The organism is Massilia niabensis (assembly GCF_042655085.1).
In the GTDB taxonomy this organism is placed as follows: Bacteria; Pseudomonadota; Gammaproteobacteria; order Burkholderiales; family Burkholderiaceae_D; genus Telluria; species Telluria niabensis.
The window spans coordinates 458,221-478,095 of sequence record NZ_JBHSMU010000004.1 but is presented as its reverse complement, the minus strand read 5'-3'; the positions used below and the strand labels follow the sequence as shown (position 1 = coordinate 478,095).

Sequence of the window (19,875 nt, the reverse complement as noted above, 5' to 3'; positions counted from 1 at the left end):
CATGCAACTGACAATCAAATCGCGCCTGCTGCTGTCCAGTCTTGCCACTCTCGTCTTCGTCGGCATGGTCGGCTTGATCGGCTACTTCGCCGTGCAGGCGCTCGACGAGGCGATGGACGGCGTCACCACCAACGGCGCCGTCATCAAGGACCAGTTGCAGGCCGACATGGCGCACGACGCACTGCGCGCCGACGTGCTGTCGGCCCTGATGGCCGCCGGTCAGGGCAAGGCTGACGAAGTGCAGGCAGTGCGGCAGCAGGTGGCCGAGCGCGTCAAGGTGTTCAATGAGCTGCTCGCTTCGATGGAAAGCAATACCACCGACCCGGCCCTCAGGGCGGCGATGGGGCGTGCGCGTCCTGATGCCGCCGCTTACCTGGACAGCGCTACCAATATGGTGGCGCTTGCGGGTACCGACGTGGCGGCCGCCCAGGCCGCGCATCCAGCCTTCATGGCGCGCTTTCGCGCGCTCGAAACGAGCATGGGCGAGTTGAGCGAGCTGATCGAAGCGCATTCCACCGCCACCCGCGACGGGGGCGATGCCGTCGTCGTCACTGCCCGGCGCAGCATCGTCGGGGTCGCCCTCGCGGCCATGCTGTTCACCTTTGCCGTGGGCTACTTCATCTCGCGTTCCATCATTCGTCCGCTCGACCAGGCCATCACGTTTGCCGCCGGCATCGCCCAGGGCGCCCTGGACAGCACCATCGCCGTGGACCCGCTCGACAAGACCGAGACCGGCCGCCTGAAGCGCTCGCTCGAAACCATGCGCCTGAGCCTGCACGCCATCGTCAGCGAAGTGCGCGACAGTACCGAGTCGATCAACACCGCGGCGCGCGAAATCGCCGCCGGCAATATGGACCTGTCGCAACGTACCGAAACCCAGGCCAGCGCGCTGGAGGAAACAGCGGCCTCGATGGAAGAGCTGAATTCGACCGTCAAGCAGAATGCCCAGAATGCGCGCCAGGCCAACGGCTACGCCGCCTCGGCCTCGGAAGTCGCGCACAAGGGCGGCGCCGTCGTGGCCGAGGTGGTCGAGACGATGCGCAACATCGAGGGCGCCTCGCGCCGCATCGTCGACATCATCGACGTCATCGAAGGCATCGCTTTCCAGACCAATATCCTGGCCCTGAACGCGGCGGTGGAAGCGGCCCGCGCCGGCGAGCAGGGGCGCGGTTTTGCCGTCGTTGCCGCCGAGGTGCGTAACCTGGCCCAGCGCTCGAACACCGCCGCCAGGGAGATCAAGGGATTGATCGACGCCTCGGTGTCCCAGGTCGAGCAGGGCTCGAAGCTGGTCAACGAGGCAGGCGTGACGATGACGGACATCGTGGATGGAGTGCGCCGCGTTTCCGACATCATGGCCGAGATCGGCGCCGCGACGCGCGAGCAGGAGACCGGTATCGACCAGGTCAACCAGGCGATCGTCGAGATCGATGGCGCGACCCAGCAGAACGCCGCGCTGGTGGAGCAGGCAGCCGCGGCCGCGGGTGCCATGCAGGAGCAGGCCGATACGCTGATCCGGCTGGTCGGCAAGTTCAGGCTGGACGGTGGCGCGGCGGTGGCCGGCGCGGTCATGCGCCATGCGGCCATGCCGCGCGAGCCGGTGCTGGCCCTGCGCTAGCGCCATGGAGTTGGCAAGGAGCTGGCAGGGAAGCACATAACTGCCGGGCATGCCCGGCAGTTATGTGCTTCCGTTCAAAATTCATTGGAAGCACAGTTTTCTGTTGCGTAATCTCGTACCAAGATGGCAATGCCGCGGACCCGCCTGAAGAGCGGGACGAGGGGAAACACGAGACGATGCATACGGGCCGTCGGTATGCAGACCTCCACGCATATAACAATGAAAAAGAACATCCTGCTTGCCGCGGTCGCATCGCTGTGCGCCGTATCCACCGTATCCACAACCGCCCAGGCGCAAACCGCGCCGGCATCGTCTCCCATCCTGAAGCGCGAAATGCGCGGCGTCTGGATCAGCACCCACCTGAGCCTGGACTGGCCGAACCGCACGCACATGCCCCAGCAGCAACGCGATGAGCTCCTCAAGATCCTCGAGCACAACAAGGCGACCGGCATGAACGCCGCCTTCCTGCAGGTGCGCAGCCAGTCGGATGCCATGTACCCGAGCGAGCTGGAACCGTGGTCCTACTACCTGACCAACAACCAGGGCAGCGCGCCCAGCCCGGCCTGGGACCCGCTGCAGTTCGCGATCGACGAGTCGCGCAAACGCGGCATGGAATTCCACGCCTGGATCAACCCCTACCGCGCGGTGGCCACCGCCACCAGCGCAGGCAATACCGCCCAGTACGCGGCGAACCACGTGTCGCGCACCCATCCGGAATGGATGCTCACCGTCGGCAACGTGATCATCCTTAATCCGGGCCTGGCTGCCGTGCGCGAGCACGTGACGACCGTGATCATGGACATCGTCAACCGCTACGATGTCGACGGCATCCATTTCGACGATTACTTCTATCCGGCCGGCGTCATCAACGACGACGCGGCCTATGCGGCGGACCCGCGCGGCTTTCCGGCGACTGCCGCCGGCCGCGCCGACTGGCGGCGCGATAACATCAACCTCTTGATCGCGGGGGTGAACGAGCGCATCCGCGCCGCCAAGCCCTGGGTCAAGTTCGGTGTGTCGCCGTCGGGCATCTACCGCAGCAGCACCGATCCCGCGCTTGGCTCGCCGACCGCGAGCGGGGCTTCCCAGCATTACCTCAGCAACTTTGCCGACACCCGCACCTGGCTGCAGCAGGGCTGGGTCGACTACCTGGCGCCGCAGGTCTACTGGTACATCGGCCAGGCCGGCTCCGACTACAAGCTGCTGGTGCCGTGGTGGAACCAGAACGCGTTCGGGCGCCACATGTACATCGGCATCGCCGACTACAAGATGAATACTACGACCGGCTGGTTTGATCCAAAACAGGTCGCCAATCAGATCGCCCTGAACCGCGCGCACGCCAACATCGGCGGGCAGATCCACTTCCGCCACGCCTTCCTCAACGCCAACCCGCTCGGCTACCGCACCGACCTGCAGCAGAACGTCTATCACCGCCCGGCGCTGGTGCCGGCGATGCCGTGGAAGGACACGCTGGCGCCCGCCGCGCCTGGCAGCCTCGCGGCGTCCGTTGCCAACGACGCGGTCGTGCTGTCGTGGGCCCAAGCGCCCGACGCGCGCGACGAGATGGAGAAGGTGCGCCGCTTCGCCGTCTACCGCTCGGAGTCGCGCGAGATCGACATCGAAGCAGGCGAAAACCTGGTCGGCGTAACGGAAGCCTCGACGCCGGCATTTGCCGACACGAAGGCGCAGGCCGGCAAGTATTACTACTATGCCGTCACCGCACTGAACCGCCTGAGCAATGAGAGCGCGAAGTCGAACGTGGTGACCAACGACTTCAAGGCGCCGACTGTGCGGACCCGCGACGCTTCTGTGACCCTCGCAAACGGCACGGCGAGCATCCAGGCTGCCGACATCGACGGCGGCACGCTTGATAACTGGGGCATCGAATCGCTCAGTGCTTCACGCACGAGCTTCAGCTGCGGCAACATCGGCGCGCAGCAGGTGACGCTGACGGCGCTCGACAAGGCCGGCCTGAGCGCCACCGGCACGGCGACTGTGAACGTGCTGGGCCGCATCCCGCAACCGACCATCGCGGTCAGCCGCACCGATGCCACGCCGACCGGTGCGCCGGACAACGCCATCGTGCTCGGGTATGGCGCGCAGAGCCTGACCCTGGGCGCCGCCGACGCCGCAGCGGGCACGACCTTCGCGTGGAGTCCTGCGGCCGGCCTGTCGGCCTCGGGCGCGACCGCGAACTTCGCGCCCAGCGGGGCAGGGACCTTCACCTTTACCGCGCAGGCGATCAGCGAAAATGGCTGCCCGGCGGTGGCGAGCGTCACGGTGCCGGTGATCGATGCGCGTTGCGGCGACGGCAAGGTGGCGGTGTGCCAGAAGCCGAAGAATGATAAAGACCAGGATAGCGGCGGCACCGTGTGCGTGGCGCCGGACGCGGTCCCGGCTTTCCTGCGCAAGGGGGAGACGCTGGGGAGTTGCGAGAGATAAGGGCGGGTCGTTGCGGCATGCGGCCATTTGGCCCGCATGCCGCAACGCTGCCGGATCGTTACCCCGTGTTGCGCAACCCCGCCGCCACCCCGTTGATCGACAAATGAATCCCCCGATGCACGCGCGGGTCCATCTCGCCGCCTTCGGCACCCTGACGCGACATGGCCCGGTGCCGGTGGATCAGCTCGACCTGCAAGTGGTTCAGCGGGTCGAGGTAGGCGAAGCGGTTCTGGATCGACCTGGCCAGCAGCGGATTGCTCACCAGGCGCTCGGTGGCCCCGGTGATCGCTTCCAGCTGGCGCAGCGTCTCCCCATGCTCGCCGGCGATGCGCCGGAAGATGCGTTCGCGCAGCGCCACGTCCGCCACTAGCCCGGCGTAGCGCGAGGCGATGGCGAGGTCGGTCTTGGCCAGCACCATGTCCATGTTCGACAGCAGCGTGGCGAAGAAGGGCCACTCCTGGAACATGCGCTGCAGCAGCGCCAACTTCTGTCCATCGGTATCGCCTTCCAGCCAGCCGGCCACTGCCGAGCCGAAGCCGTACCAGCCCGGCAGCAGCAGGCGGCACTGGCCCCACGAAAAGCCCCAGGGGATCGCGCGCAGGTCTTCGATGCGCCGGGTCTTCTTGCGCGAGGCGGGGCGCGAACCGAGGTTCAGTTCCGCGATCTCGGCAATCGGCGTGGCTGCAAAGAAGTAATCCGTAAAGCCGGGCGTCTCGTACACCAGGTCGCGATAGGCGGCGTAGGCGCGGTTCGAGAGGTCGGCCATCACCGCCTCGAAGCTTGCCAGCTGCTCGGCCTGCGCACCTTCGGCGGCATGCGGGGTCAGGCTGGCCTCGAGCGTGGCGGCGACCAGCAGTTCCAGGTTGCGCCGGCCGATCTCAGGGTTCGAGAATTTCGAAGCGATGATTTCGCCCTGTTCGGTCAGGCGGATCTGGCCGTTCACGGTGCCCGGCGGCTGCGCCAGGATCGCCTGGTAGCTGGGGCCGCCGCCGCGGCCGACCGTGCCGCCGCGGCCGTGGAACAGGCGCAGGCGCACGCCGGCGCGCTCGAAGACGTCGACCAGTTTCAGCTCGGCCTGGTACAGCTCCCAGTTCGAGGTGAGGAAGCCTCCATCCTTGTTCGAGTCCGAGTAGCCGAGCATGACTTCCTGCAGCCGGCCCTGGTTGTGGATCACGCGCGTGACCAGCGGCAGGGCCATCCATTCTTCCATGATGCCGGCGGCGCGCTGCAGGTCGGGGATGGTTTCGAAGAGGGGAATGACCATCACGTCGGATACGCCTTTGGCCGGGTGCAGCAGGCCCGCCTCCTTTTGCAGGAGCAGCACTTCCAGCAAGTCTGACACGGCCTCGGTATGCGAGATGATGTAGTTGCGGATCGCGCGCGCGCCGTAACGCTCGCGGATCTCGCGCGCGGCACGCACGATCGCCAGTTCCGACTGGGTCTCGTCCGTATAGGCCTGGAATGGCGAATACAGCAGGCGCGGTTGCGCCAGCTCCGCCAGCAGCAGTTTGACTTTGCCGTCTTCGGAAAGCGCCGCATAGTCGGCTTCGACCTGGGCCTTTTCGAACAGCTCGGCAAGCACGCGCTCGTGCACGTCCGAGGTCTGGCGCATGTCGAGCGAGGCGAGGTGGAAGCCGAAGATGCGCGCGGCGCGCATCAGGCCGGCGAGGCGCGGCACGATCAGCATGGCGCCGTGGTTCAGCGTGAGCGATTCGCTCAGCATCTGCAGGTCGGCGGCGAATTCGGCAGCGTCGCGGTAGGGTGCAGCGTGGCCGACTTCCTTGCGCAGGATATTAGTCGCGCCCAGCTCGCGCGCGGTGCTGGCCAGGCGCGCATACATGCCGATCAGAGCGCGCCGGTAGGGCTCGTCCGCGCGATGGTCGGACTGGTCGGTCGAGCGGTCGGCCAGCGCCTGCAGGGCAGGCGTGACGTCGACCATCAGGGTCGAGGTGGACAGCTCGGCGCCGAGCGCATGGGTTTCGTCGAGGTACCAGTCGAGGATCGTGGTCGCGTGGCGCACCACGGCGTGGCGCATGGTGCCGGCGTTGACGTTCGGGTTGCCGTCGCGGTCGCCGCCGATCCAGCTGCCCATCTGCACGTAGGCGCTATCGCCCAGTTGCGGCGGCGCGGCGTGGTACTGGGCGCCGATCTCGTCCTCGATGTCGTCGTAGAGCGCGGGCAGCTCGCGCAGGAAGGTGATGCGGTAGTAGGAGAGGGCGTTTTCGATCTCGTCGGCCACCGTCAGCTTGGTGTAGCGCAGCATGCGCGTCTGCCAGAGCGTCGCGATGCGGGCATTGAGCAGCTGCAGGTTGCGCACCTGCTCCTTTGGCGTGAGCGGCAGGTCGCGCTCGGCCAGCAGGCGCGCGATGTCGTGCTCGGCGTCGAGGATGCTTTTCCTCTGCACTTCGGTCGGGTGGGCGGTGAGCACCGGTGCGATCAGTGCGTTGCGGAAGAAGGTCTCGACCGTATTCTGGTCGACGCCGGCCGCGCGCAGCTTGTTCAGGGCATAGCCGACGCTGCCTTCGCGCGGGCGCGAGCCGGCCAGCAGGTGGGCGCGGCGGCGGCGGTTGTGGTGCTGGTCTTCGGCGATGTTGGCCAGGTGCGAGAAGTAGGAGAACGCGCGCACCACCGAAATGGTCTGGTTGCGCGTGAGCTTGTGCAGGAGCGTGGTGAGTTCTTCGCCGGCCACGGGGTCGGCGTCGCGCCGGAAGCGCACCGCCGTCTGGCGGATGGTCTCGACGACGTCGAATACGGCGTCGCCTTCCTGGTCGCGCAGCACGTCGCCGAGCAGGCGGCCGAGCAGGCGGATGTCTTCTTTCAGCGGCGCGTCCTTGTCGGGGGCGGGTGCGGCAGCGGGGGTGCCAGATGCAGGAGATTTGTCGATGTCGGCCATGGGTTCTCGATTGTCGGGTACACGAATATGGGCGTGGCCATCGGCCACGTTCTGCAACAGGCCCGCATGCTAAAATTTATGATCTTATGCAAGAGCCGTGTCTGCCGTCGGCCCTGTGGCGCCGCGACAGTGAATGAAACTGAGTGAAACCGTTTTGAAAGCAAAGACATGACGCAGCAGGTGCAGGTGCCGTCGACATTGATTATCGCATCGCGCGAGAGCCGCCTGGCCATGTGGCAGGCGGAGCACGTGCGCGATCGTCTCGCCGCATTATATCCACAGTGTCAAATCAGCATCCTCGGGATGACGACGCGTGGCGACCAGATCCTCGACCGTACCCTGTCCAAAGTGGGCGGCAAGGGCCTGTTCGTGAAGGAACTCGAGGTGGCGATGGCCGAAGGCCGCGCCGACCTCGCCGTGCATTCGCTGAAGGACGTGCCGATGGATTTGCCGGAAGGGTTTGCCCTGGCCGCCGTGCTCGAGCGCGAAGACCCGCGCGACGCCTTTGTCTCGAACGACTACGCGTCCCTGGCCGACCTGCCGCCCGGCGCCGTGGTCGGCACCAGCAGCCTGCGCCGCCAGGCGCTGGTGGCGGCGCGCTACCCGCACCTGGTCATCCAGCCGCTGCGCGGCAACCTCGACACCCGGCTGGGCAAGCTCGACCGCGGCGAATACGCCGCCATCATCCTGGCCGCCGCCGGCCTCAAGCGCCTGGGCCTGCCCAACCGCATCCGCAGCGTGCTCGAGCCGGAACTGAGCCTGCCGGCGGCCGGGCAGGGCGCGATGGCCATCGAAATCGCCAGCGGCGCGCGCACCGATGGCGTCGACCTCCACGCCCTGTTGGCGCCGCTGAACCACGGCGCCACCGAACAGGCCGTGCTGGCCGAGCGCAAGGTGTCGAAAATCTTCGGCGGCAGCTGCCAGATTCCGCTGGCCGCGCACGCGGTCGTGCTTGGGGACAGCATGCACCTGCGCGCCATGGTCGCCACGCCCGACGGCAAGCGCAGCGCGTTCGCCGAACTGGACGGCCCGGCCGCGCAGCCAGAGCTGCTGGGCGAGCAGGTATCGAAGTTGCTGGAGCAGCAGGACGCCCAGGCGATCCTCGCTGTCTGCAGGCAGGAGGCCGACCTTCAATGAGCGCCGCCGATGCATAAGGGCGTGGTCATCACCCGTCCACGCGCCCAGGCCGAGGGCCTGGCGCGCGCCGTGGCGGCCATCGGGGGCACGCCGGTAATCTTGCCGCTGCTGGAGATCGCGCCGCTGGACGATACCTCGGCGCTGCAGGCGGTACTGGCCGGCCTGGAAAACTATGCCCTGGTCGCCTTCGTGTCGCCAAATGCGGTCGATGCGGCTTTCGCGCATGTGCCGGCCTGGCCGCAAGCGGTGCCGCTGGCCGTGCTCGGCGAGGGCAGCCGCGCGGCGCTGGGGCGCCATGGACTCGATGACGGCAATGCCACGATCCTGGGGCCGCTCGACCCGGCCCACAGCGACTCGGAACACCTGCTGGCGGCACTCGACCTGGCGGCGCTTGCCGGCAAGCGGGTGCTGATCGTGCGCGGCGACTCCGGGCGCGAACTGATGGCCGAGGGTTTTCGCGCGGCCGGGGCCCAGGTGGACGTCGTGCCGGCCTACCGGCGCAGCGTGCCGCCACTGAGCCCGCAACTGGCTGGGCAACTGCGCGCTTTGCTGGGCGCGCCAAACGACTGGATCATCACCAGTTCGGAGGCGCTGCGCGGCCTGTTTGCCTTATTGGATGAGCTCGATCCTGGCTGTGTCAGCCAAATGCGGGGCCAGCACGTTATCGTGCCTCATGCCCGAATTGCCGCCACGGCGGCCCAGCTCGGGATCGCGCGCGTGACCCTTACCGGCTCGGGCGACGACCGTTTGCTTGCCGCGTTACAATCTCAAGAATGAACGAATTGCCGAACAATCCAGAGCTGCCCCCGACCCAGCCACCGACGCAGCCACCGACCCCACCGTCGCCGCCATCGGCGCCCCAGGCGCCGGATTTCGAACAGTATCGCCCGCGCGCACCCGAGCGCAGGGCGGGGCCCGGCCTGGGCGAGCAGCTCACGCGGCCGCTGCCGCTGGCCGTGATGGCGCTGGCGGTGCTGCTCGCCGCCCAGACCTGGTCGAGCCATAGCCGCATCAACACGCTGCGCCAGGAAATGGCGCGCAGCCTGCAGAAGGGCAATGAGGTGAATGCCGAAACGGCGTCGCTGGCACGCGACGTCGCCGAGCAGTCGAAGGCGCTCCAGCTCAAGGTCGGCGTGCTGGAAAGCCGCCAGCTCGAGAACCAGAGCCAGCAGATGGCGCTCGAGCAGCTGTACCAGGATTTGTCCAAGACCCGCGACGAGTGGGCGCTGTCGGAAGTGGAGCAGGTGCTTTCGACCGCCAGCCAGCAATTGCAGTTGGCAGGCAATGTGCAGGGCGCCCTGCTCGCGCTGCAAAATGCCGACCGCTCGCTGTCGCGCTCGGACAAGCCGCAATTCATCTCGGTGCGCCGGGCCATCGCGGCCGACATGGAAAAGCTCAAGGCCATGCCGGCAGTCGACCTGGCCGGCGTTGCCCTGCGTTTGGACAGTGTCATCGGTCAGGTTGACACCTTACCGTTGTTGTCGGACGAAAAGCCCCTGCTGCCGGCGGCGCCAGTGCGCACCGGGCGCGGGCAGGCCGAGGCCCAGGGCGCTCCCCTGGGCCTCGGCGAGCGCGTGCTGGCCACCTGGCGCAACTGGAGCGCAGAAATGTGGGACGACGTGCGCCAGCTGATCCGCGTACGCAGCGTCAACACGCCCGAAGCGCTGATGCTGTCCCCGGACCAGAATTACTTCGTGCGCGAAAACCTCAAGCTGCGCCTGCTCAACGCGCGGCTGGCGCTGCTGTCGCGCGACGAAACCACGTTCGCGGGCGACCTGGCCGCCGCCCAGGCAACGCTCGACAAGTATTTCGACACGCGCGCACGCACCACCCAGCAGGCGCTGCTGGTGCTGCGCCAGGTGCGGGCCAACAACCTGGCGATCGAGATGCCGACGCTGGCCGACAGCCTGGCCGCTGTCCGTAATTACAAGAAGCCTTAATCCATGCGTCTACTTCTCTGGTTAGTCGCCCTGATGGCCGCTGCCATCGGCATTGCCGTGACGGCGCGCTTCAATCCGGGCAACGTGGTGTTGTTCTACCCGCCGCACCGGATCGACATGTCGCTGAACCTGTTCGTGGTGCTGCTGGCGCTGCTGTTCCTGATGCTCTACGGCCTGGCGCGCGCGGTCAATGCGACGCTGCGCATGCCCGACCGGGTGGCCGCCTACCGCCTGCGCAAGCGCGAGCGCGAAGGCAACAAGGGCTTGCGCGACGCACTGAAAGCCTTGTTCGAGGGCCGCTTCGGGCACGCGGAAAAGGCCGCGATGCGCGCGGCCGAATTGCCGGAAAACGCCGGCCTTGCCGCCCTGATCGGCGCCCGCGCCGCGCACCGCATGCGCGAGCCAGCGCGGCGCGACGCCTGGCTCGCGGGCATCGCCCACGACAACGGCATGAAGGTCGCGCGCCTGATGACGGTGATCGAATTACTGGTCGATGACCACCAGCCGGAAGAGGCGCTGGCGGCCGTGGCCGAACTCAACGCCAGCGGCCAGCGCCATATCCACGCGCTGCAATGGTCGATGAAGGCCAACCAGCAGGCGCGCAACTGGCCGGAAGTGCTGCGCCTGGTGCGTATCCTGGACAAGCGCAAGGCGCTGCATCCGGCGCTGGCAAGCCGCCTGCGCGAGATGGCCTACGAGGCGCTGCTGTCGGAAGAGGGACGCGACGTGGAGGCGATCCGGCGCGTCTGGGCCGGCGTGCCGGCGGCCGACCGGACCAAGCCGTATATCGCGGCGCGCGCGGCGGCGGCCTTCAATGCCAGCGGCCTGCAGGACGAGGCGCGCGTGATTGCCGAAGAGGCGCTGCGCACGGGCTGGGACGAGCGCGTGATCCGCGCCTACCGGGATGCGGCAGGCCCGGCGGGTTCGCCGCCGCTGCTGGCGCAGATCGAACATTGCGAAACCTGGCTGCGCGATCGGCCGCACGACCCGGAACTGGCGCTCACGCTCGGTTCCCTGTGCCTGCGCCAGAAGCTCTGGGGCAAGGCCCAGCGCTATCTGGAGCAGGCGCTGTCGGATGCCCTCGACTCGGCCATGGTGCGCGACGTCCACCTGAAGCTGGCCCAGCTGCACGAGGCGCTGGGGCAGGACGATCAAGCGGCGGGGCATTATCGGCAGAGTGCGTTGGCGAATATGTTGTGAGGGCCTGCTCGGGCTGCTGACGGCAACGCGTGCGCCGCCCTACGCAAGGCCTCGGCATTCGCCTTCTGGACGATCCGCACGGCAAGCTTCCGCAGCGCACAATCGTATGCCTATTCGATATAATGCTCCCCTTTATTGATTCTTCAGCAACCAAGGACTAATCCATGAGCTTGAACCACGTCCCAGCCGGCCGCGATGTGCCAAACGACTTCAACGTCATCATCGAAATCCCGATGAACGCCGATCCGATCAAGTACGAAGTGGACAAGGACACCGGCGCGATCTTCGTCGACCGCTTCATGGGCACCGCGATGCACTATCCGTGCAACTACGGTTATGTGCCGCAGACCCTGTCGGACGACGGCGACCCATGCGACGTGCTGGTAATCACCCCGTTCCCGCTGTTCCCGGGCGTGGTTGTCCGTTGCCGCGCGATCGGCGTGCTGAAGATGACCGACGAAGCCGGCGGCGATGCCAAGATCCTGGCCGTGCCTGTCGACAAGATCCTGCCGATCTACAGCCACTGGCAAAAGCCGGAAGACTTGCAAGACCTGCGCCTGCAGCAGATCCAGCACTTCTTCGAGCACTACAAGGACCTCGAAAAAGGCAAGTGGGTCAAGATCGAAGGCTGGGCCGGTCCGGATGAAGCCAAGGCCGAGATCGTCAATGGCGTGGCCGCGTACAAGGCCAAAGAGCAGCGCTAATCCCGTGCTCGCAACGGAAAGGCCCGGCACCCTTGGGGTGGCCGGGCCTTTTTTGTTGCTCGCCGCTTTAGAGCGCCTAACAAAACCTTCAGAGCAAGGCGCGGCGACGAAGACAGTACGACAGTACGGCGAGGAGCTGCAACGCAGCTATGGAGGTTTTGCTAGGTGCTCTTACCAGCCAATGTCCTGCAGCAGCGGGTAGGTCAGGTCGCGCGGCGGCGTCACCGTGTGCGACAGGTCCGAGTTGATCGACGGTTCCATCAACTGGTTCGGCTTGACTTCGGTGGTGTAGTGCGAGACCGAGGAGCCCGGCGCATTCGTCGTCGGCGTGTACATCAGGACGCGGCGGCGGGCGTCGGTGCCGGCCAGGCGCGCCGGGTCGATGCCGAGGCTGGCGATGACGCCGGACCGGTTGCGCGAGCGTGCCTGCAGGGCGGCGCGCAGGGTCACGCCGGCGGCCTGCGTCACCCGTACCGACGGGATCGTGATGCTCGGATCGCTGCCGCTCAGGCCAGTCGGTTCGCCCGGCGCGTTGTCGGCCACCACCATGCCGATCGCGCCCGCGGCCTGGACGTTGCGCGCCTTGTCGACGAACGGGCACTCGCCGCGCGACACCAGTGCGATATTGCCGCGCACGGCCAGCGCATTGGTGGTGTTCAGGGGGGCGCATGCCAGGCCGGTGCCGTCCGGCTGCTCGACGACGGGCATCAGCTGGCCGGTGACCGGAGTGGCCCCCAGCGGCGGGCCGAAAGAGGCATCGCCGACGTCGTAGTTGCCTGCCGCATTGCCGGCGGCGCTGCCGCTGATGGTCAGGCGCGAACGCGGGTCGAGCACCTGCGGCACGGCCGCGGTGACGGTCGGGCCATTCCACGACAGGCGGTCGCCGCTGATCGCCGAGGCAACGCGCTCGGCGTCGGTCATGTTGGCCCAGAGCCGTTCATTGCGGTTGTCGACCAGGAAGTGGTCCCAGATCGAGGGAATGTTCTGGATCTGGGCGCCGGTTTCGTCGTCGGTGAAGGTCTGGAAGCCCAGGCCGTGCGCCATTTCGTGCAGCAGCACGGTCACCAGGTCGATGCCGGCGCCGGCGTTGTTGTCCAGGCCGAGGTAGAAGCCGGGACCGGGCAGGCAGTCGGGGAACAGGCCGAGGCGCGAATTGAAGCGCGAAATGATATGCGGCTCGCCCGGTGTGGCAACGTCGGCACCGGCGATCTTGCTGGCCAGTGCGGACGGATACCAGGTGGCCGGGCGCGGCGCATTGGTGAAGTCGGACCAGATTTCGTTGGCGCCGGCCGAACCGAGCACCGCGCTGTTTTCGGTACACGACAGCGGCACGAAGGAGGCGCCAATGCGGATCGGCACGCTGCTGGTGAGCGTGGCGCCCCAGATGTCGGCCGCATGCTGGAAGGCGTTCAGGCGCTGCTGACCCAGCGTGGTACCGGTGTTGCCGCCGACCGGCGTGGCCGGGGTCGGGTCGTTGAAGCCGATGCCCGGCGCGTTCTGGTTGACGATGATGATGGTCGCCGCCTGCGAAGCCGCGACGGCACACGATAAGGCGAGGGCGGCAATGGCGAGCAGCGGTGACTTAGTCATGGTGGTGTCCTTCGTAGTGCGGGGCGGCGGAAGTGGAAGTGCTGGTGGAAGCACTGACAGCCTTCTCGGCCGCCGCCTCCCCGTGGACGCACTGTTCCGCGAGCTTGCCGTCGGCGCCGCGCGTGACCACCGAATACACGAGACCCCGCTCGCCCAGTCGCACGTGACGGCTGCCGCCCGGATGGGTGAACAGCGCCGGCTGCGACGGCGCCGCCATGCGCGCGGCGGCCGCTGGCGGCGCCAGCGCCCGGATTTCTGCCGGGGTCGGCGCGCGCAGCTGGCCGCTCTGGGCGTCGCGCACGACGACCATGCCTTGCTGCCGGTGTTGCTGTTGCAACTGCGGCAACTGCTCCTGGGCGCCTGCCTTCGGCGGCAGGGCGGCCCAGAGTGCGGCGCACGGCAAGACTGCGAGTAGTTTTTTATATGACATGGTGGGGTTCTCCGGTAAGGCTTCAGTTCGACGACTTGTGGCGCATGAAACCCAGCGCGCCCAGGCCGAGGGCCAGCATTGCGTACAGCGATGGTTCAGGGACTGCGGTGACGACCCGGACCGAATCGAGGCCGATGTAGTTCAGGGTGTCGGCATAGCCGACATGGCGAAAGGCGAAGCGGCCCTCGCCCTCGACATTGAGGCTGCCGGTCCACTGGGTCCAGTCGGCCGGGTAGCCGGCTGCGCCGCCGATGGTGCCGAGCAGGGTCGTGAAGCCGGTGGTGCCGCCGGCGCTTCCGGGGGCGAAGCGCACCTCGAGGACATCGTTGAAGCCGGCCAGATCGTCGTGGCGGGTCCAGAACGACAGGTTGGTGATGCCGGTGAGCGCGAGGGTGGGCGTGATCAGCCAGTTGTCGACCACGCCGAGGCCGCCCGCGGCGCCGAGGAAGCTGGCGGCGGCGTAGGAGGTGGCCGGGCCCGAATGCGACTCGAAGACGGCTGCGTTGCCCTGGAACCAGGTGTTGCCGGCCGGGACGCTGTTATTGGTGAAGGTCCAGCCGGGCAGGCTGGTGACGTTGTCGAAGTCTTCGTCCAGTACCTGGACTTCCGCCTTGGCGGCGGCGTTGGCCGCGCCGGGAGCGAGGACAGCCAGCGCGAGCGCGCCGGCCGCTACATATGACTTGGGAGTATTCATGGATGTGCTTTCATGCGGAGCCAGATGGATGGCGGTCCACTCGCGCTGGCTTTCACGAGGCCATGGTTGAGTTCATCATATGAGCTGAACGGTAACGAACATTGATATCGATTCAATGTGCGTGGCAACTCAGCGGTATAGGAGATTGTCTAAGCTGAGAATGCCGGGGAGGCGCAGCCGGGGTCAGGCGGGAAGGACATGGCGCCACAGCGGAAGGATCGCCGCGCCGAAAAAGGAAAAGCGGGAAAGAAGGAAGCGCACGGGCGGCAGGCGCCGCCCGCGGGTTGAGGATCAGCGCCGGGCCAGGATGCTGCGCAGGCGCAGCTTGCCGACGATTCCGATCGGAAAGAAATAGATCGACAGGATGAACAGCACGCCCAGCCACAGCATCCAGCGGTCCGGGTGCAGGGCGGCGGCCAGCAGCGGCACGCCTTCGAGCGACGTGGACGCTTTTTCCATCAAACCCATCAGGTAGTTCTGGGCCAGGATGAACAGGGTCGCGCCAATCACCGCGCCGTACATGGTGCCCATGCCGCCGATGACGACGATGAGCAGGATGTCCGTCATCACCTTGAACCCGAGCGTGTTGTCGGGCCCCACGTAGCGCACCCAGAGCGCCATCAGTGCGCCGGCCAGCACCGCCACCAGCGCCGCCACGACGTTGGCCCAGACGCGGTAGACCACCGTGCGGTAGCCGAGCGCCTCGGCGCGGAACTCGTTCTCGCGGATCGCCTGCAGCACCCGTCCAAAGGGCGAATTCACCAGGCGCAGCAGGAACAGGAACAGCACCAGGCAGCCGAAGAACACGACGTAATAGGTCAGCAGCTTGCCGTCGACGGCGCGCCCGAACACCTCGGTGTCCATGAAGGTGTGGCCGGGCGTGAGCACTTCGGGCACGCTGAAGGTCTTGCCGTCCTCGCCACCGGTGAAGTCAGACAGCTGCGAGGCCAGCACCGCGAAGGACGAGGCCACCGCCAGCGTGATCATGGCGTAGAAGATGGCGCGCACGCGCAACGCGAACAGGCCGATCACCAGCGCCAGGGCCAGCGCCAGCAGCAGGGCCAGGCCCAGGCCGGTCATCATGACGCCCCAGGTGGGCTCGTCGACGCTGGCCAGTCCCAGCCCGATGCCGTAGGCGCCGATCCCGTAGAACATCGTGTGCGCAAACGAGACGATGCCGGTGTACCCGAGCAGCAGGTCGTAGGACGCGACCAGCACGATGTAGACGCAGATGGTGGCCGCGGCGCCAAGCGCCCGCTCGCCGGAGGTGAAGAAGGGCGCAGAGGCCAGGCCCAGGAAGATCAGTAACAGCAGGGCGCCCAGTGCGCGGCTGCGCGGCAGGTCGCCGGATAACAGTTTGCTCAGCATGTTCTCAGCCCCGCGATTTCGAATACAGCCCGGCCGGGCGCCACATCAGGATCGCGATCATCAGGACGATGTTCGAGACCAGCGCGAATTTCGGCGCGAGAAAGCCCGCATAGTTGGCAATGAGCGCCATCAGCAGCGCGCCGATGAAGCAGCCGCCGACGGAACCAAGGCCGCCAATGATGATGACGATGAAGATCATGACCATGATCTCGCCGCCCATCGCCGCCGTCAGCGTTTCCTTGTACAGCCCCCACATCACGCCGCCCAGGCCGGCGAGTGCGGAACCGGCCGCGAACACGGCGACGAACAGGCGGCGGATGCGGTAGCCGAGGCTTTCCACCATTTCGCCGTTCTCGACGCCGGCGCGGATCAAGAGCCCGATCTTGGTGCGGTTCAGGGTCAGGAACATGATGGCGAAGACGACCAGGCCCACCACGACCGCGACCAGCCGGTATTTTTCGATGGCCGCGTCACCCAGGAAGATGGCGCCGCGCAGGGAAGTCGGCAGCGGCAGCGGGATCGTTTCGGCGCCCCAGATCACGTTGATCAGCTGCTCGGCGACGATCATGCCGCCCATCGTGATCAGGATTTGCTTCAGGTGCTGGCCATACACCGGCATGATGATGACGCGCTCGAAGGCCCAGCCCAGCAAGGCAGTCACCAGCATCGCCACCGTGACCGCCAGGCCCAGCACGCCGAGGTTGAGCAGCAGCGAATCGGCCTCGAGCCAGCCGCGCATCGGCAGCAGCACCAGGGTGGCGGCAAAGGCGCCGACCGAGACAAAGGCGCCATGACCGAAGTTCAGCACGTCCATCAGGCCGAAGACGAGCGTCAGCCCGCTGGCCATGATGAAGATCATCATGCCCATCGCCAGGCCGGCGACGGTCAGGGTGACCCAGGTGGGGAAGTCGCCGACCAGCGGCAGCATGAGCAGGGTGAGGACCGGCACCAGCAGCAGGGGCGCGAGGTCGCGCGGCGCGCTCGGCAGCGGAATGTCGGCCTGTGCCGCGGCGGCCGGTGTCGCGACGGCCTTGGGGGCTGCAGCAATTGGGGGAAGGGTTGCACTCATGGCGGTTCCTATTGGTGAGAGTCGAGCGACAGGCCGAGCAGGCGCTGCTGCAGCTCGTCGTCGTTGGCCAGTGCCGACATGGTGCCCGCGTGGGCCACGCGCCCGTCGTCCATCACGCTGACGGTGTCGCCGAGCGAGCGCACGAAATTGAAGTTCTGTTCGACCAGCACGATCGTGGTGTCGGTGTCCTTGAGCTCGCGGAAGGCGGCGATCAGGCTTTGCACGATGGCGGGCGCCAGGCCCTTGGTTGGCTCGTCGACCAGCAGCAGCTTGCGCGGTTCGACGATCGCGCGGGCGATCGCCACCATCTGCTTCTGGCCGCCGGACAGGTTCCCGGCCGGGTAATTCCAGAATTTCTTGAGCGCCGGGAAGAAGCCGAAGATCCAGTCGAGGCGCGCCCCGTCCATCGGTCCGCCAGTGGCGGCCAGGTGCAGGTTCTCGCGCACCGTCAGGCTGGAAAAGACGGCCATGCTCTCCGGGATATAGGCGATGCCGAGACGCGCGATGTCGGGCGTGGCGAGCTTGGTGATGTCGCGGCCGTCGAAGCTGATGCTGCCGGCGCTGGCCTTCCACAGGCCCATGATCGTGCGCAGCGTGGTGGTCTTGCCGGCGCCGTTCCGGCCCAGCAGCACCGACAGCCCGCCGCGCGGCACGGCCAGATCGACGCCGTGCAGGATGTGGTACTGGCCGATGTGGGTGTGCACGCCGGAGAGGGTCAAAAGTGGAGCATTCACTGCGGGCACGGCGCCCTCGGGTATGCCACGCACATCGACATCACGCATGTTCGGTTTCGGGTGTTCCAAGATAGGCTTCCTGTACGATCTTCGATTGCATTACTTCGGCAGGCATGCCGTCCGCGACCAGGGTGCCGTTGTGCAGCACGATGATGCGGTCCGCCAGCTGGCGCACCACGTCCATCTTGTGCTCGACCAGCAGGACGGTCTTCTTCGCTTCGCGTTTCACGGCGTGGATCAGGTCCAGGACGACCGGCACTTCGTCGACGCTCATGCCGGCGGTCGGCTCGTCGAACATCAATATGTCCGGCTCGAGCGCCAGCAGGATCGCCACTTCCAGCTTGCGCTGGTCACCGTGCGACAGCGAGCCGACCCGGGCCTCGCGCTTGCCGGCCATGGCCACGCGCTCGAGGTAATGCCCGGCGCGTTCGATCAGTTCCTTGTGGCCGAACCAGACCGAGAACATGTTCATGCCGACGCCGGCGCGGCTTTGCACGGCCAGGCGCACGTTTTCCATCACCGTCAGGTTCGGGAACAGGTTCGTGAGCTGGAAGGCGCGGCCGATGCCGAGCCGCGTACGGCGCGCCGCGCCGTGGCGCGTGACATCGACGCCGTTCAACAGCACGCTGCCCGAGCTGGCCGGCAGCTGGCCGGAGACCAGGTTGAAATAAGTGGTCTTGCCGGCCCCGTTGGGGCCAACGATCACGGTCAGCGTGCCGGGATAGAAGTCCGCCGTCACCGCGTTGACCGCGACGTGGCCGCCGAAGCGGATCGTCAGGCCGCGCGTCGACAGCGAGGGCTGCTGTGACGCCTGCTGTAACTGGGTCGCTGCCATGTCAGCGCTTGTTCCTGATCGGCAGCGGCATCTCGGCGGCCGGGATTTCGCGCACCAGTTCCAGCAGGTCCCATTCGTTCTTCTGGTCCTTCTTGATGCGGAAGTGGTACATCGACTGGATCGCCTGGTGGTCCTGCTTGCGGAAGCTCATCGGGCCTTTCGGCGTATCGAAGCTCATGCCTTCCATCGCTGTGACCAATTGCTCGCTATTCCCGCTCGGGACTTTCGAGAGCGCGTTGAACACGGCGCTGGCCGCGGCGAAACCGCCGGCGGTAAACATGTCGGGCGGCGCCTTGAAGCGCTTCGTGTGCTCGGCAACGAGCCAGTCGTTCATCTTGTTCTTCGGGAAGGCGTAGTAGTAATAGATCGTGCCTTCGGTGCCGGCGTAGCTCTTCCAGGTCTTCATCACCGGCAGGATGTTGCCGCCCGGGGCGAGGGCGATGCCGTAGCGTTCCGGCTTCATGTCGGCGATCTTGTTCATCGGGTTCGGGCCGGCCCAGACGATGCCGAGCACGCGCGGCTGCGGCTTGTCCTTCAGGGCGTTGAACAGGCGCTGGGTCGGGGCGGTGAAGTCGGTCGAGGTGGCCGGGGCGTATTCCTCGTGCACGACCTTCGCCTTGCTGCCGGTGGCCGTCAGCGCTTCCTTGCCGGCCTTGATGGCGTCGCGGCCAAAGGCATAGTCCTGCGCCAGGAAGGCGACGCTGCCGCCCTTGAGGGTGCTGGCGGCGGCCATGGCGTCCTGCATCGAGCTGCGCGCGGTGCGGAATATGTACTTGTTCCACTTTTCGGCGGTGATCGCGTCGGCCACGGCCGGCTCGATGATCAGCACCTTCTTGTATTCCTTTGCCACCGGCAGCATCGCGATCGCCGAGCCCGACGAGGTGGTGCCCACGGCGATGGCGACCTTGTCGTCGCCATAGGCTTCCGCCAGCAGGGTTCGGCCGAGGTCGGGCTTGTTCTGGTCGTCCTTGACGATGACCTTCAGTTTGCGCCCGCCAATCTCCATTTTGCCGCCGGTGAGGTATTCCAGGCCCATCATGAAGCCGGTCTCGGTTTCCTTGGCATAGGTCTCCAGCGGGCCGGTCTTGCCGGCGATGAGGGCGATCTTCAGCTCCGGGCCCTGGGCCAGCGCCAGGGGCGCGGCGCCTGCGGCAAAGGCGGCCAGGACGGCAGCAAGGATTGGCCGGACTGCGGGTTTGATCAGATGGTTCATGCTGTCTCCAG

Annotated in this window: 16 protein-coding genes; 7 read left to right on the top strand and 9 right to left on the bottom strand. The window is 66.7% G+C overall.

What is annotated here, in order from left to right:
* The first annotated feature begins 1 nt into the window (after position 1).
* Both ACFPN5_RS04790 and ACFPN5_RS04785 read left to right on the top strand, forming a co-directional pair.
* On the top strand, positions 2-1,615 hold the full coding sequence (locus ACFPN5_RS04790; protein WP_379780646.1) for a methyl-accepting chemotaxis protein: 1,614 nt from the start codon (positions 2-4) through the stop codon (positions 1,613-1,615).
* 219 nt (positions 1,616-1,834) lie between these two features.
* On the top strand, positions 1,835-4,057 hold the full coding sequence (locus ACFPN5_RS04785; protein WP_379780644.1) for a family 10 glycosylhydrolase: 2,223 nt from the start codon (positions 1,835-1,837) through the stop codon (positions 4,055-4,057).
* 58 nt (positions 4,058-4,115) lie between these two features.
* On the opposite strand, the gene ppc is transcribed toward ACFPN5_RS04785, so the two are convergent.
* The gene (gene ppc, locus ACFPN5_RS04780; RefSeq protein WP_379780642.1) at positions 4,116-6,950 is read right to left on the bottom strand and encodes a phosphoenolpyruvate carboxylase; all 2,835 of its coding nucleotides are present in this window, start codon (positions 6,948-6,950) and stop codon (positions 4,116-4,118) included.
* A gap of 168 nt (positions 6,951-7,118) precedes the next feature.
* Between ppc and hemC the strand changes: the two genes are divergently transcribed.
* The 5 genes from hemC (at position 7,119) to ppa (ending at position 11,931) form a co-directional block, all read left to right on the top strand.
* Positions 7,119-8,087, top strand: a complete 969-nt coding sequence (gene hemC, locus ACFPN5_RS04775) for a hydroxymethylbilane synthase (RefSeq protein WP_379780640.1) — start codon at positions 7,119-7,121, stop codon at positions 8,085-8,087.
* A gap of 9 nt (positions 8,088-8,096) precedes the next feature.
* Entirely contained in the window at positions 8,097-8,864 is a 768-nt protein-coding gene (locus ACFPN5_RS04770; RefSeq protein WP_379780638.1) for a uroporphyrinogen-III synthase, read from the top strand.
* Positions 8,861-10,027, top strand: coding sequence for a uroporphyrinogen-III C-methyltransferase (locus ACFPN5_RS04765; RefSeq protein ID WP_379780635.1), 1,167 nt, complete (start codon positions 8,861-8,863; stop codon positions 10,025-10,027). Before ACFPN5_RS04770 ends, ACFPN5_RS04765 begins: the two co-directional genes overlap by 4 nt.
* Positions 10,028-10,030: 3 nt before the next feature.
* Positions 10,031-11,227 carry a heme biosynthesis protein HemY gene (locus tag ACFPN5_RS04760; RefSeq protein WP_379780633.1) on the top strand — a complete coding sequence of 399 codons (1,197 nt, stop codon included), beginning with the start codon at positions 10,031-10,033 and terminating at the stop codon, positions 11,225-11,227.
* A 164-nt stretch (positions 11,228-11,391) separates the two neighbouring features.
* Positions 11,392-11,931 (top strand): inorganic diphosphatase, encoded by a 540-nt coding sequence (ppa, locus tag ACFPN5_RS04755; protein ID WP_379780631.1) that lies wholly within the window; start codon positions 11,392-11,394, stop codon positions 11,929-11,931.
* Positions 11,932-12,102: 171 nt separating this feature from the next.
* Here ppa and ACFPN5_RS04750 read toward each other — a convergent pair whose 3' ends face one another.
* From ACFPN5_RS04750 to ACFPN5_RS04715, 8 genes are all read right to left on the bottom strand, one after another.
* Positions 12,103-13,521, bottom strand: a complete 1,419-nt coding sequence (locus ACFPN5_RS04750; protein ID WP_379780629.1) for a PA domain-containing protein — start codon at positions 13,519-13,521, stop codon at positions 12,103-12,105.
* The gene (locus ACFPN5_RS04745; protein WP_379780627.1) at positions 13,514-13,951 is read right to left on the bottom strand and encodes a post-PEP-CTERM-1 domain-containing protein; all 438 of its coding nucleotides are present in this window, start codon (positions 13,949-13,951) and stop codon (positions 13,514-13,516) included. Before ACFPN5_RS04745 ends, ACFPN5_RS04750 begins: the two co-directional genes overlap by 8 nt.
* 22 nt (positions 13,952-13,973) lie before the next feature.
* Entirely contained in the window at positions 13,974-14,645 is a 672-nt protein-coding gene (locus ACFPN5_RS04740; protein ID WP_379780625.1) for a choice-of-anchor J domain-containing protein, read from the bottom strand.
* A gap of 291 nt (positions 14,646-14,936) precedes the next feature.
* Positions 14,937-16,013, bottom strand: a complete 1,077-nt coding sequence (locus ACFPN5_RS04735) for a branched-chain amino acid ABC transporter permease (protein WP_379780623.1) — start codon at positions 16,011-16,013, stop codon at positions 14,937-14,939.
* A gap of 4 nt (positions 16,014-16,017) precedes the next feature.
* Positions 16,018-17,082 (bottom strand): branched-chain amino acid ABC transporter permease, encoded by a 1,065-nt coding sequence (locus ACFPN5_RS04730; RefSeq protein ID WP_379780621.1) that lies wholly within the window; start codon positions 17,080-17,082, stop codon positions 16,018-16,020.
* A gap of 8 nt (positions 17,083-17,090) precedes the next feature.
* Positions 17,091-17,864: an ABC transporter ATP-binding protein gene (locus ACFPN5_RS04725; protein ID WP_379780619.1), complete on the bottom strand. Its 774-nt coding sequence runs from the start codon at positions 17,862-17,864 to the stop codon at positions 17,091-17,093.
* Positions 17,857-18,651: an ABC transporter ATP-binding protein gene (locus ACFPN5_RS04720; protein ID WP_379780617.1), complete on the bottom strand. Its 795-nt coding sequence runs from the start codon at positions 18,649-18,651 to the stop codon at positions 17,857-17,859. The genes ACFPN5_RS04725 and ACFPN5_RS04720 overlap by 8 nt, the downstream gene beginning before the upstream one ends.
* Position 18,652: 1 nt before the next feature.
* Complete coding sequence (locus tag ACFPN5_RS04715) at positions 18,653-19,864, bottom strand: substrate-binding domain-containing protein (protein ID WP_379780615.1); 1,212 nt, start codon at positions 19,862-19,864, stop codon at positions 18,653-18,655.
* Positions 19,865-19,875 lie beyond the last annotated feature (11 nt).